Source organism: Bacteroides cutis, from assembly GCF_900241005.1.
GTDB lineage: Bacteria > Bacteroidota > Bacteroidia > Bacteroidales > Bacteroidaceae > Bacteroides > Bacteroides cutis.
On the sequence record NZ_OEST01000001.1, the window covers coordinates 103,621 to 118,524 of the forward strand.

The window sequence follows — 14,904 nt, forward strand, 5'->3', positions numbered from 1 at the left end:
AAGTTCCACTGCTCAGCAGGAAATATAAAAGTTAAAAAAAGAATTCCTCCTTTCCATGCGGAAAGTATCAAAGTTCCTATTGATGTAATGATGGCGGAACATGATACCGAAGGTGAACGTTATTACCATATCGAGAAGCTGACTAACGGATATAAAGTCCCAGAAGATGCCTGCAACAGCTATCGGTTCGTGCTCAAACAGCTAAAGGATTTCGAAGCGGCATTACACCGACATATTCATCTGGAAAAAATATCGTATTTCCACGTGCCATCCTTCTGGAAAAAGAATTAAAAGAACGGTCATGACACAGATTAATATCAGACGGGTATATGAGACTCCCGAGACCACAGACGGCTACCGTGTATTGGTAGACCGTCTGTAGCCTCGCGGCATGAAAAAGTAGTATCTGAAATATGATGCATGGGGAAAAGGATATTACTCATTCTCCGGCAGTTCCTGCAGACTCACCTTCAATAAATTCCATTCCTACAAGGAAATAATCTAAAAATGGATATTACTTCAAGAATACTTCTTCTTCAGATCTTTCACATTCATACCTGTAAAGTAGTCTTCTACAAAACCCCAACGTTGCTCATTAGTCAGGCGGTCAGTACCGAAAAAGAAAGAGAATAGTTCAATCTGTTCTTCAAATATTTGCTCGTTGGTATCCAGGATAAGATTATGATACTCACCGGAATCGGCCAATTGATGTAAAAGTTCCGGATTGTAGAAACTGATATGTACGCAAGGCGTACCACCGCCCTCTACGCTAAACGACAGACAGTCGAGCATGGAAAGCAGGTTAAGCAGCATATTCAAATCGGAGAACGGGGTACAATAGAACAACAACCGATCTCCCTTACTGCCTACGATGCGCTGAGTAAATAACTTCTGATAGCGTGAAAGAAGCAAATCAAAACCTTTGGTTACGGTAAAAGAAAGTTCGTTGGAGTCTTTCTTCTTCACACTGCTAATGTAACTAACGCTACGTCCTTCTTCCGTGCGGCTCTCCAAAAGAGAACCGATGAAACGTTTGGCAGACGGTACGTCCATGCCATGCTCGGCAAAAACGGCACGCAGTTCTTCTTCATCAAAACGGCCTTTACTCTTCAGCAAGGCAGTTTTCAACATGGCAATCAAGCTACTGAAAAGGGCATCCATACGCTGACGGATAACTGCCGTATCTTCTTTTAGCAAGACTTCATGTTTACCTACGGATACGGCACGGGCTCCTTCCCATAGAGTTCCGTTATTCAGTTTTTGTTTAAATTCCTTATATCCCAGTTCCGGGAAACGTTCTTCCCAAATCTTCTCCAAACGTGCCCTGTACACCCCTTCTTCACCTTCTATTTTCGTCAGATAATCAGAGAACTCACGGATAAAGATATCACCCGTCTTATCTTGTATGTATCCCTCGGTCAACAGATTTTGGGGACTTACCTCCAACAGATATTCCCCGTAGCGATGTGCAAGGTCTTCCTCCAGCCACAGTAGCGCAGTCTTGATCAGCTGTCCCAATTCGGCTTCATATTCAAGCTTATTCTTGGTACGCGGCAGTTTTACAACAAACTCAAAATCGGACAAAGAAACCAACATTTCCGGTTTATCACCTTTCATCTTGTGCACTTCCATAAGTTTCTTCAGGATAAGTCCCAACTGTTCCTGCGCAATATTCCCCGTCTGATGCAGACGCTTCATATAGTAAAAATCACGTTCATGGTAATCTGCAGCCGAAACACCTTGCACATCGGAATCACGGGCGGCACGTCCTATCTCCTGGATATAATCTACAAAAGTACTGGAAGGAGCCACATGATAGACACGATCAATGTCGCTGATATCCACACCCATACCGAAGGCCTTTGTTGCTACAATCATCCGTTTGCTGCCTTCTTTAAACTCTTGGACAATCGCAGCTTTCTGCTCCTTATCTTTCTTTCCATAGTAAGAAGCCACCAAATGCCAATCGGTAGAACGAACCCATGTTTTCAACCGCATATCGATACCCCCGGCAAAAGGATAGTAAAGCAACGTTTTATGTCCATCCAAAAAGCCCTCTACACGCGCCGCTATAGCCCGTTGTTTCGCTTTATCGTAGGTTTCACCTTCTTCCATCGTAAGTTGACGGATATCAAAACCGATATTACGTCGTTTCACCGTGCCGACATAGAGCACACAGGGTTCCATCTGCAATGAACGGATGGTTTCAAATACCATATCATTACCACCCTTAGGGTTCCATACTGCCGTAGCAGTCAATGCAAACAAAGGAAAATTATATCCGAGGTTCTGTTTCAACAAGTTCAGATAGCGTCCCAAAAACCAATAATCCACACGGAATTCTTTACCCCATGTAGTCACTGTATGCGCTTCATCCACTACAACCAGCCCGATACGGCGTTCACCCACAAAATGCTTGATATCGTATGAGAGCAACAGCTCAGGCGAAAGATAGAACAAATCAATTTCTCCATCGTGTACCTGCCTGTATACATCGGCCTTTTGTTCCGGTGAAAGATCGGAAGAGGCATACGCCACACGCTTATAGCCTATATCCTGCAAACTTTCCACCTGGTCTACAATCAAGGCTTTCAGAGGAGAAACCACAATAGTCAGTAAGTTATATTCATTTCCCAAGTAGATGGCGGGAAGTTGAAAAAGCAATGATTTTCCTGAACCTGTAGGAGCTGTCAACAGTATATTATCCACCGTAGTCTCACCATTTTGCGCCTTTTCCACTTCACGAATCACATTTTCAATTAACTGGCCTTGTGAAATGTATAAGGTCTCCTTGTTTTTGAACAAATCATCATAGATTTCCAAATTACGAAACTGTTCGTAACCGTATGTATCTTTCAATAGTTCTTTTATCTCGTTCCGACAATCATCGGACAAATGCCGTTCTTTTAACAAAGGCAAGCGACGTGCCGTTTCTACTTGTGTTTCTATCATAACTATTATGGGGGGGTATATAAAGAAAAAAAGTAGTTATCCAGCCATAGTAAGGGCCTTCAAACTACCTCCTTCTATTTTTCATCTTGTTCCTGAATTCAAGAACAAGTTTCGTTCAAAGCATATCAATACTCTTCCTCGTTGAAGAAGAAATCTTCTTTGCTTGGATAATCGGGCCAAATATCTTCAATGCTTTCATAAATCTCGCCTTCATCTTCCATCTCTTGCAGATTTTCTATCACCTCAAGCGGAGCACCTGAACGCATGGCATAATCAATCAGTTCGTCCTTAGTTGCCGGCCAAGGAGCATCTTCCAATTTAGATGCTAATTCCAATGTCCAATACATAGTCTCTAAGTATTAAAATTGTGAATATTAATTCCTATCTTCTATTTTTCGGCAAAAGTATAATAAAATCTCTCACTTACAACTATTATTCCAAAATATTTCACCTTTTTTCTCGTCTTGGTTAATTTTACGCGAAAGAACGAATAAATAATCAGACAAACGATTGATATAAGCCAATAATTCAGAGGAGATTTCTACTTGTTCGGCTAACGTAAGAATACGACGTTCTGCACGTCGGCAGACTGTACGGCAAATATGACAAACCGCCGCTCCACGGCTCCCTCCGGGAAGTACAAAAAAAGACAAAGGAGGCAACATTCCATCCAGACGGTCTATTTCATGTTCCATGATTTCCACCAGTTCGGAACTGATAATACTGGCTTGATGGAGTTCGGTCTTTTCACGGTCGGTGGCAAGATACGAACCTACAGAGAATAATTTATCCTGTACTTGCTGCACAAAATTCCGATCACGTTCATCGGACAGGTATGTGACAAGAAGTCCTAAATTGGAATTCAGCTCATCCACCGTACCATAGGCTTCCAACCGAATATGGGTTTTACCTACCCGTGTACCTCCCACCAAAGAAGTAATACCTTTATCTCCGGTCTTTGTATATATAAGGCTTTTTTTCATAAAACTTTTGTTCATTATGACATTATTCACAAATGTAACTTATTCTTTCTGAATGAACAAAAAGAGGGAAGAAAAGTTGAGAAAGGAAGGTTGCCTGTACTAAAAAAATATATTCCAATATTTCATTGCATGTGCAGCCTAAAACAACGCAATAGGCAACCTTCCTAAACAGTATACTACTTACTCTGCAACGCAGACTGTTACACGATTTTCTTCTACAACAGGGAAAGGTTGTTCCTTATCTCCCTTAAAGTCAACTTTTATTCTATCGCCTGTAATACCTTTAGCTTGTAAAGTACCCGCTACGATTTGTGCGCGTTGTTTAGAAAGTCTTTCATTGATGGTGGCTGTTCCTGTCGCGGCATCTGCATATCCACAGATAGTGACTGTTGTTTTTTCGTTCTTTTGTAAGAAAGAAACCAATTCATCAATTTTACTCTTTTCCGAAGGACGAATGACAGCCGAATTGATGGCAAAGAAAATATTCTGTCTCACAGACTGTAGTTCCGCCTTTTTCTCCTCCACTTTATTTTCTGACAATGCTACAGGTTTTTCTACCTGTTTAGTTTCTACGGGAGGTTGAGGGGCAGGTTCTTCACGACGAACAGGGGTCATCTTTTTATGGGTCTTTCCAAATTTAATGGTAAATCCCGCTAAAGCATTGAATTGCCAGTCAGAATTACCTGCTTTCTTGGAGTTGAACTTATCCGTAAGCAGGTTAGCATTTACTTCCAGATTGAGATATAATCGCTCTGCCAGACGTAAATTCGCACCGAGACCTCCTCTACCCGCAACGCTTATTTTATTATCACGCCATAAATATTCCAGATGACATCCGGCATCATTTATGGCTACAGCCTCATCATTGTTGAAAGCTCCATTGATACCCATACCTAAGAACAAATAAGCGTCGAAAAAACGCTTGTAATTATATCCACAAAACAGGTTACTCAAGTCAAGCGTAGCGTCTACATTACCTTGTAGATAATTGAATTTATACTTACTGAAAGGGGTTACCCAAGCGCCTCTGGCTTGCCATCCACTTACTCCGGCACGCAATCCCCATACAGGAGTAAACTGATATCCGGCAGACAGAGCGGCCGCAGGAGATATCAGGTCTTTAAAACCAGCCTCACCAATGGTATGTGCAGCTCCCATCTGTAACTGCATTTGCCAATGTGGATTAAAAACAATTTTACCATCATCCTTTGTTTTATCCAAGGAATGGAACTCGCTTTGTCCAAAAGCAATCACCGCACTGAACCCGCAAGCCACGAAAAGCAAACTTTTTTTCATGTCCATAATCAAATATTTTTATGATATATAACTTTAATAAAAAAGAAGGAGAGTATGTACCAATCACACTCTCCTTCTTCAACACTATTATTTTCACGGTTGTGAAAATGTACCTATCTTCACAGACAGATGTCTATAACTGGTTTATCAAGGATTATGTGTCAACCAGTAAATTTTCTATCCATAAATCAATTTTAAAATGAAGTAATTCCACTCAAAGAAATTTCGTTCCGGAATTTTCGCTCTCTGTTTGAAAAGGGAGAAAGAAGCACTTTTCACAAAGTGCTCTTTCTCAAAAGCAAACAAACAAAAAGTTCTGAATTCTTAAAGCCCGATCTATGCGCAGAAGGAACTCCATTCATAAAATCTATCAGAACTCAATTTGCTAATTCTTAGATAATACGTACCGGAAGACTCCGGTACGTATTATCTAAGAATTATTTTGTTTCCTGAACTGTTACAGTAATTTCCTCAACAATAGTACCCCACGTATAAGTGATGGTCAAAGGAATGTAAAGTTCGTAGCTTGAAATTTCAGCTTTGCTGGTCTTGATATAAGAGATTGTTCCATAATCGGGTAAAGTAGTACCGTCAGGAGTAGCAACCTTTGAATTGATAGACAGGATCTTCTTGGCTTGTTCTTCACCGAATGCTTCTGCAAGAGTTCTCTTACCTTTACCACCCCAGTTAGTCTGAACCTTCATCAAATCAGGACAATCAATCTTCGTTACACCATAGTACTTATAATAATTCAAGTGCTTAGCGAAGCTGTTCAACTCATTATCATATCTCCAGTCATTGAAGATTACCAATTCTGCCAAATTCAAAGTATTAGCAGGATCACCTACGTTCAAACCGTCAGTGAAATGCTTGTCTGCATTAGCAGATACATTGACCGGACGGATGAAGAGAAGGTTGAACTCGCCGTTAGTAACCTCAACAAGTTGATCACATCCATTGAAGTATTCAATATCCATTACAGCATAGAAACTGCCAGCATCACGTTTAGCAATATTCAGCAAGTTCTTAGCCACCTCTGTATTTGCGTACTTAACATCCTTATTGTTTGTACCAGACAAGCTTGCAACCAAATTATCAGCAGTCAAGTCAGCGTTAGTTACATTTACAATAGCAGGATCTACAGCATGCAATTCAGTCTTGGCAGCATTCAAAGCCAATTGATACTTAGTGCCGTCAACGCCAGTTACAGTACCACGGACAGCTTTCTTATTCTTTTCAGAGAATACGAAATTGTAGTCCATATTAGTATTAACGAAGCTCGGATACATAGTTGCATTAAACTCACTACTATAAGTAAATACAACCTTACCACCGTCAAAGAGTTCGTTCAAATCACCAACAATCTGTGTAGTATTACCTGTACCCGGAGTCTGGCAATAGATAGAAGCAGCTGTCTTGTCTGCGTTCCAAGCATTGCTTACTCTTTCTGCAGAAGTTGCAGTAAAGTTCACAGCATTTACATTTACAACGTACTTGATAACCACGTTCATCGGATAACTACGGCTGTTATCTACCTTATTCAGATCATCATCGGCTGTAGTTCTCTGATAAATACCATAAGCATAGTACTGACCCGCACTCAACGGCTGTGTATTCAAGACAAATTTAACCTCATGGTTGGCTTTACCATCCACATTATTGATAGTTTCTGTCACTGTCCAAGCACCCTTATTATCATATCCAGCAACAGGAGCGCCCGCAAATGTATAAATAGTATGGAATTGTTCTTTACTCAATGCTTTCAGGTTGCTGTTAGATGTAAATGTATAAACCTGAGTACTCATGAATCTATCATCTGTTGTCCATTCAAGTTTAGGATTATTACATCCAATACCCACTGTAGTTGTTTCGTCAATAGTAATGTCTTCTTCCGGTTCAGCAGCTTCATCACCAACAATCAACAGTTTGATATAAGCAGCAGCAACCAATGCATCGCTATTGTGAGAATCACGCAACTCAGCCAATACCATCGGAGCTTTACCAATACAGCTTTCATTTACATCACCATAGTTCACAGCTTTGAAAGTAGCATTATTTGTACCTTCCAGTTTCATATACTGTTGTTGCGGAGTATTATTAACTTCATAATCAACAGGCTTGAACGACAATGTCAAGTTAGTATGAGCAGCATAATCAAAGTACTTATGACCTGCAGCAGCCTTGATGTCACATGCATGTACAAGCTCATTCAAATCAATACCTGCAATAGCTTGAGAATAAACCACATTTTGTACCAAATGATGATTGGTTATTTGTGGCATGTTTGACGCGTCAATTAAAGCAGCCTGAGCTATAGCATCAGCTTTTGAATCAGCATAGTGGCATTTGTCATCTTTAGCATCCAATACGGTTACTTCCTTATCTGTCAAAACCAAATCGATTTCGGCTGTTTTGTTGATGACCCCTACATATTCAGTAGTGATCTTATTTTTAGCTTCTGCAGCAGTGAATTGGAGAGCAATTTCATCCAATTTGTTCTTATCCTTTTCAAACAAGGTCGGATCTGCTTCCAAAGTAACAGTCATTACACCATCTTTGATCTCAGATTTCTTCCACTCAATGAAGTTACCCGGAGTTCTCGTTACTTGTTCAACGGTCTTTTTCAACACTTCAGGTTTTCCTTCTTCAGCCAATTGAGCAATTGTTGCGCTGGACGGATTTACATGATATTGAGGAGTAGCCTGATTTGGCATATAAAGAGTTTTGCTCCCTTTAGTTACAGCATCTTTAGCTATTACTTTCTCTGTATATGAGTTTTCCTCAAAAACAATTACTCTTTCGCCCCAATCAGCCAATATCTTTTCTGGGATATATTCAAAACTTGTAATAGGTAGCGCATCGCTAATCAACAGTTTGGTTCCGTCAATCTGCCAACCTAAGACAATACCATCTTCAACATACTTTACGACTGTAGCTTTTGCAGGTTCAGGAATTGTAATTTTAACACCGGTTGCTTGTCCGTCGTAAGAGATAACACCGGTTTTTGCATCATAAGTCAACTTCGAAGCATCAAACTTAGTGTCTGTGTCAGTAAACTTGATTTCTTTTGTCGTAGTAGTTCCATCACTACCTTTCAGTGTAATCGTAACAGAGTTACCATTCTGAGCAACATCCAATGAATAAGTAGTATTGGTATCCGGAATATCATAAGTAACCGGAGTACCACTAGCATTTGTAACTGTTAACTTTCCATTTGCAAATGTTACATCTTTTACATACCCAAGAGCACCAAAGTCGTTCTTCAACGCTTCAAGTCCCTTTTCTACGGCATCAACACGTTCGTTCAGATTTGCGATGTCATCATCATAGTCCTTACAAGACGTAAATGTTCCTGCAGTACCCATCATTAAAGCACTGAACAGGATCACATTGAGATACTTTTTGTTCATAAAAATTGTTTCAATTAAATTAATAATATATTATTAAAAACTCATTTAATTTAAATCAGATACATATTATTTGCGATTTCAAAACTTACTAAACATATACATATTTTTTCTGTTACTTTGTAGGTAACGGATAATGATCCATTTGAATGATTAATAAGAGGTTTATTCCCCCAAAAAGCAGAGAATAGAAACTCAAAATCAAAGAAATAGTAAGAAAAGAATGGTTCTGATAATAATATCAGCTGAAGGATCAATAGCTAAAAGATAAACTTGAAGGTAAAAGGTATCCTGTTCCAAAGGATAGTACTCTGGAAAACATGCGAAAAGCAAAAGAAGAAACAAAGTAAAGTTCTACCCGCTTGAAGAGATTAATTTGGAACTATTTCTCTAACATTCCATTATTTTTTGCAAAAGAGATAACCAACTGGTTTGCTTCATCTATCTTTTTATCATGAAACGGTTTCAAATAGGTCTCAGTAACTGTAATAGAAGAATGCCCCATCGCTTCCGAAATGATACCGGGATGGATTTCGCAATAATAAGCCATTGTAGCCCATGTATGGCGGGCTGAGTAACTACTGATAGACCTTATACCCCATTTCTTCCCTAATATTGCTAGTTGATGATTAAAACTTCGTAGTGCTGTCTGATATTCACGATAGGCAGCTTCAGTCCCTTCTTCACTATGTAATATAGGGAATAAATAAGGAGAAGTCTCATCCTTATTTGCCATCAAACGAACTAGTTGCATAGCTTCATCCGAAAGAGTCACTCGCAAATAGCGTCCTGTCTTCTGTCTCCGATAAGACAAAATATTTCCTTGTAGATCTTGTTTATGTAGATAAGCCAAATCAACAAATGGTAAACCTCGCATCAGAAACATAAGAACGAAAAATGCTTCTGTCTTTTGTTGGTTTGAAGTTAACATAGACTTTAGCAATTTATTTTCCATATCACGTACCAGCCCACCAATATCCGAAACATCCAATGCTTTCTTCCTATCTGTACGTGTACCAGTATATACATGTTCAAACAATCTGGGTGAAAACTTAGCCCATCCCCTGTCTACAGCACGATTGTAGACGGCACGGAGTGTTTTCATATAAGTAGAAACCGTATTCCAACTACATTCTCGCTGTCGTAGATATAGTTCAAAACGTTTCAATAACGAAACCGTTATTTTATTAATAGGTTGTTCCTGATAACTATTAAATGCAGAAAAAGCATTTAAAGTCGACTGATAAATATGACTTGTCCCCCACTGTCCGTTTTCACGTAGTTCTCTAATGACAATTGTCATAACTTGTTGTAAAATTATCTTTTTCATTTTAATAGGTTTTTATGAATCAAGCATCCTAATTCGCATAATCGACACAATTGAATAAATTCTTTTTTGTTTTTTTGTAAAATAACAACGATATTATTTGCTCATTTATGGGAAAACACTTATGTTTGCACCGAAAAATATTCCGTTACCTACAAAGTAACGGTACTCTAACATTCTCATTTACAAAACAAAAAAATGAAGAAGTATACTTCTTCATTTCTCTTATTCAAATCACTGTATTTTTATAGCCAATCCTTAAAAATTTACAACATAGTCTTGTTTTATTTTAGTTTTATCAAAGAAGATAATACCAAGGTCATATAGGTCAAAAGTAATACCTATTTGTTCATATTGTTTCATACGTTTCCACAAAGCACTCATCTGCGGAGTATAATGGATACCTTCAATCACAAATACAGACCGGTTTCTTGTACGTTCCATACAGATTCGGAATACCTCTTCCATAAATTCCGGACACCGATAATCGTGCAGATAGAGAAAGTCTACAGGTACATCGGCTTCCAAGAACAACTCAGAAAGTTCGGAAGCAGAAGTATAATCGGCACCTTCCTTACCTGCTTTCAGATAAAGGGCAGAAGCTGAGAGTGTACCCACATCCACAATTGTGTCCGGCTGTGTATAGTTGACAAGGCGGAACAAGAGTTGTTTTATTTTCTTGGATTCATACTTCCAATATTTATCTTTTTCCAACGCCAATTTCTTCTGTGCCACCACCAAATCCTTGTATTTATAATAAGGTGTATTTTCATAAATTACATGAGTAATCAGATTAAAAGCAAAAGGAGAATGCACTCCGTAGCCGCAACGGTGACGAAAACGGTATATCCAAATAAAAGGACGCTTCAAAGCAAGAACAAGACGGTTCATAATAACAAATAATTTATTCAGTCGTTCACACTACCTTTAATAGTCACACTTTCTCCTGAAGAAAAATTTTCCTTCACGTTCAGGAACACCTGTTTTCCCTCAAAACGGAATCTAAGTTCCAGTGCACTTATCCAGTTTACATAATGTACTTTTAAGCATAAAGTAGATACAGATAGCCAGGCATAGCTACCCGCCACCCAAAACGGTCCTTCTATACCTTTAAAATGCTCTTTTGCAGAAATGGAATAAGGTGGATATGCGTTAATTGCAGTTTTCATCCATTGCTTATATCCAAACAGAAGATCATACGCAATCTCTTCTTCTTTTATGGCCATCACTATTTCTTTCCGTTTAAAATGAAGATTGAGAGACTCCCAACCATATTTATTCGACTCGAGTACAATAGTTTTACCCGCATATTGTCTTGCATCAGAAGAAGTGACTTTACCCTGAACTACCGGCAACTGATAAGAACTTTGCTTTTTCTGCAATAATTCATAGTCCTTACCCAGAGTCAATGACTCATCACCCACTTCCGGTAATAGGCAGTTCCAAACCAATCTACGTTGGGTACGACCATCTAGTAAAGTACATTCAGTGATAACAACTACCATATCCTTATCCGGAATAACCAAAACATATTGCCCCAAAGCACCATCGGCACGCACTGCACCGGGATATTCACAAAGCCACATGTGGTAACCATAACCATTGCCACCGATATCTATCTGATGAGTCATCATTTGCTCCACCCAAGAAGCAGGAATAAGTTGCTTTCCTTCCCATATACCATGATTCAGTAACAATAGTCCGAATTTTGCCAAAGATTCACTTTGGATATACAATCCCCAACCACCTGTATTGAAACCTTCAGGACTTTGTTCCCAAGCAACATCAGTAATATGCATCGGATTGAAGATTTTCAATTTCAGGTAATCGAGTACAGTCATTCCCGTTACTTTCTGCACAATGGCAGCAAGAAGATAAGTACATATCGAATCATATTCGAACTGTTTACCCGGAGTTTTTACAGGTTTCGCGAGATAAGTACGTATCCAGTCAGTACAGATATTGCGCATATTCCAGTCCGGCGTAATTCCCGAAGTCATGGTAAGTAAATCGCGAACGGTCATGGCAGCCAAATTCGCAGAAACAGTATCGGGAAGGGACTCGGGGAAAAAAGTTGCTACACGGTCGGTCAGGCGAAGACGATTATCCGCAATAGCAAGACCTATCGCAACACCTACAAAAGTCTTGGAGCAAGAATACATCGTATGGCTATATTCCGGTGCAAATGGAACCGGATAAGTTTCAGCAATTACCTTGCCATGACGTAATATTATCACACTGTGTATATCCGTTTGGGGTAATGCAGTCAGAGAATCAAACAAGGCTATCACCGCACGTGAAGGAACACCTTCCGCCTCGGGTGTGGAACGCTGTAGTTCATTTATCTGTGCATGGCTTATATTGGTAACCAGCAGACAAAATAGTAAAAAAAAGATGTTAAGTCTATTCCTCATATCATTGCATCAAACATTCATTAAACTTACGATACAAAAATACAATATTCAAATACGAAAGACAAATTCTCAGAAGAAAAGGATCTCACACCTTCTGCCCTTTTTCAGTTCAACATCAAACTTCTTTTGTGCATACACTTCTATTCTATTGCCGTACTTCACTTCCGCACGCTCTACACCAACAGGCATTTTAATGGTAAATGTCCCCGAAGCAAAAGCAGTTAAAACTGCTTTTACAGTTCGTCCATTCTTCCAATCCAAATCAACAGCAGTACCGCCACGTACACGCATCCCCCGGAAACTACCCGTATTCCAACTATCAGGCAAAGCGGGTAATAGATTGATAAACCCCTCATGGCTCTGCAGCAACATTTCTCCGATACCAGCAGCACCTCCATAATTCCCGTCAATCTGGAAAGGTGGGTGCGAACAGAAAAGATTGGGAAAAGTTCCACTACCATGGCGACCTGTTTTTACATCAACAGCCGGATGTAGCAAACTTTTAAACAATTTCCAGGCACGGTTTCCATCACCCAAACGTGCCCAAAAATTGATTTTCCAGGCACGGCTCCACCCTGTACCTCCATCACCACGACGATTTAAAGTCACGCGACAAGCCTCAGCCAAACCAGGTGTATGATCAGGAGTGATCAGATTTCCCGGATGCAAGCCATAAAGATGGGAAACATGGCGATGGTGCACATCCTGCTCTCTATAATCCTCCAACCATTCCTGCAAATATCCCCCCTTACTGATTTGCATGGGAGGGAAATTCTTTAGATCAGCCCGGAGACGGGTTGCATAATCAGCATCACAATTCAGTAAACATGCAGCTTCAATTACATTCATATAGAGTTCGGTAAGTAATTGTATATCCATAGTCGACCCCATACAGATACTGACAGCTGTTACAGAATCATTATCTACATAAAAAGCATTCTCCGGTGAAGAAGTAGGTGCCGTTACCAACCAACCATGTCGGGGTTCCTGCACGGTAGTGGAACTGAAAAACTCGGCAGCACCTTTCAATATCGGATAGATACGACGTAAATATTCTTTATCTCTGCTATAAAGATAATGTTCCCAAAGATGTGCACAGAGCCATGCACCACCAGTGTTAGTCGCTCCCCATGAAGGATGTTCACCCGGAGCGGTATAGTTCCAGACATTAGTCATCATATGCAATACCCATCCGGTCGCCTTATTCCCATAGAAAATACGTGCCGTTTCCTTACCCGAAGGAATAAGCCGTTCAACAAGTGTTGTCAAAGGCTGATAAAGTTCGGAAAGTCCTGCCTGCTCCAACGGCCAATGGTTCATCTGAACATTGATATTAGTATGATAATCACCATTCCAAGGTGTCTGTACACCGGTTGCCCAAAGTCCTTGAAGATTAGGTGGCAAACTGCCGGGCCTGGTACTGCTGATAAGCAGATACCGACCATAATTATAATAAAGGGCAGCTAATGCCGGAGAGCCTTTTTCTGCAAAACGAAGTATACGTTCATTGGTGGGTAACGCATCGTCTTCTGTAGCCGGTAATGTCAAAGAAACACGGTCATAAAGAGTACGATGGGCAGCAATATGCGACTGTTTGGCAGAGGTTACCAAAGGTTCCATTACCTCCAACAAGCTATCACAAACCTCTACATAGCGTTCTCCAGGGAAATCGGTTCCTTCAGCCGCGTAAGAGGTTGTAGCTGAAATGACTAACCAAGCTTCTTTTCCTTTAATCAAAGTCATTCCCCGTTCTGACGATACAGCCTGTTTCCCACTTTTAGAAATAAGCCGCATAGCAACAGAATATTTCATGCCGTCTTGTCCGGCTTTACCACTTTCCAAAGCACCGTTCATCCTAAGGGTATTCCCATCGGCGGTCACTGTACACCGTTCTGTACGGCTAAGTTTGGCAGAGAAGTTCAAAGCACCCTTACGATCAGCAGTCAGATGTACTAAAATCACATCATGGTCACGGGACACGAAGTACTCACGACGATAATTAACTCCATCGCACATAAATGTGGTATATGCTACCGCATCATGCAGATCAAGCCAACGACGATAATCAACAGATTGGGAATTGAGAGTTGGAGATTGAGTATTATAGGTAAAGTCAATATTCAAATCGCCCAACACCTGATAAGTTCCATATCTGCCATCAGTCTCCTCTTTCTTAGGTACGAAACTATTATACATCAGTTCCTGCGCTTCTTTATTCTTTCCCTCAAAAAGCAATTGCCGAATAGCGGGTAGGCTGTGTGATGCATCCGGATTACCATAATCCGCTTCCATGCCACTCCATAGGGATATTTCGTTTAAGACAATATGTTCTTGCCGAATACCGCCATCAGGCATTATACCCAATCGTCCGTTACCCAAGGGAAGTGTTTCTTCCCAAATCGTTGCAGGAGTAACGTAATAGAGTTGATGATTACAACTGTCCACAGGTAATTCAGTTGCAACAAGTTGTACAGATATCAAAAGTAAAAAGGAAAAAAGAAGTGTTTTCATGAGTTCTCGATTTG

At 40.1% G+C, this 14,904-nt stretch carries 10 protein-coding genes and 1 pseudogene; 2 read left to right on the top strand and 9 right to left on the bottom strand.

The annotated features are described in order from the left end of the window. The first annotated feature begins 87 nt into the window (after positions 1–87). Together C1A09_RS00480 and C1A09_RS16445 are read left to right on the top strand one after the other, a co-directional pair. Complete coding sequence (locus tag C1A09_RS00480; protein ID WP_233519835.1) at positions 88–291, top strand: hypothetical protein; 204 nt, start codon at positions 88–90, stop codon at positions 289–291. Positions 292–301: 10 nt separating this feature from the next. Then, positions 302–400, top strand: a pseudogene (locus tag C1A09_RS16445) (DUF488 family protein, N3 subclade); the annotation flags it as partial. 119 nt (positions 401–519) lie between these two features. On the opposite strand, the gene C1A09_RS00485 reads toward C1A09_RS16445, so the two are convergent. From C1A09_RS00485 to C1A09_RS00525, 9 genes are all read right to left on the bottom strand, one after another. Beyond that, positions 520–2,952 (bottom strand): DEAD/DEAH box helicase, encoded by a 2,433-nt coding sequence (locus C1A09_RS00485; protein ID WP_101541801.1) that lies wholly within the window; start codon positions 2,950–2,952, stop codon positions 520–522. Between the two features lie 125 nt (positions 2,953–3,077). Further along, positions 3,078–3,299 (bottom strand): DUF2795 domain-containing protein, encoded by a 222-nt coding sequence (locus C1A09_RS00490; protein ID WP_002558131.1) that lies wholly within the window; start codon positions 3,297–3,299, stop codon positions 3,078–3,080. Positions 3,300–3,371: 72 nt separating this feature from the next. After that, on the bottom strand, positions 3,372–3,935 hold the full coding sequence (locus tag C1A09_RS00495) for a cob(I)yrinic acid a,c-diamide adenosyltransferase (protein ID WP_101542399.1): 564 nt from the start codon (positions 3,933–3,935) through the stop codon (positions 3,372–3,374). 180 nt (positions 3,936–4,115) lie between these two features. Beyond that, entirely contained in the window at positions 4,116–5,237 is a 1,122-nt protein-coding gene (locus tag C1A09_RS00500) for an OmpA family protein (protein ID WP_101541802.1), read from the bottom strand. Between the two features lie 431 nt (positions 5,238–5,668). Continuing rightward, positions 5,669–8,641 (bottom strand): hypothetical protein, encoded by a 2,973-nt coding sequence (locus tag C1A09_RS00505; protein WP_101541803.1) that lies wholly within the window; start codon positions 8,639–8,641, stop codon positions 5,669–5,671. A 379-nt stretch (positions 8,642–9,020) separates the two neighbouring features. Further along, positions 9,021–9,968 (bottom strand): tyrosine-type recombinase/integrase, encoded by a 948-nt coding sequence (locus C1A09_RS00510; RefSeq protein ID WP_101541804.1) that lies wholly within the window; start codon positions 9,966–9,968, stop codon positions 9,021–9,023. Positions 9,969–10,223: 255 nt separating this feature from the next. Continuing rightward, positions 10,224–10,856, bottom strand: coding sequence for a hypothetical protein (locus C1A09_RS00515; RefSeq protein WP_101541805.1), 633 nt, complete (start codon positions 10,854–10,856; stop codon positions 10,224–10,226). A 17-nt stretch (positions 10,857–10,873) separates the two neighbouring features. Then, on the bottom strand, positions 10,874–12,379 hold the full coding sequence (bas-suc, locus tag C1A09_RS00520) for a 3-succinylated cholic acid synthase (RefSeq protein WP_101541806.1): 1,506 nt from the start codon (positions 12,377–12,379) through the stop codon (positions 10,874–10,876). Between the two features lie 69 nt (positions 12,380–12,448). Further along, positions 12,449–14,890, bottom strand: a complete 2,442-nt coding sequence (locus C1A09_RS00525) for a glycoside hydrolase family 95 protein (RefSeq protein WP_101541807.1) — start codon at positions 14,888–14,890, stop codon at positions 12,449–12,451. Between the last annotated feature and the right edge of the window lie 14 nt (positions 14,891–14,904).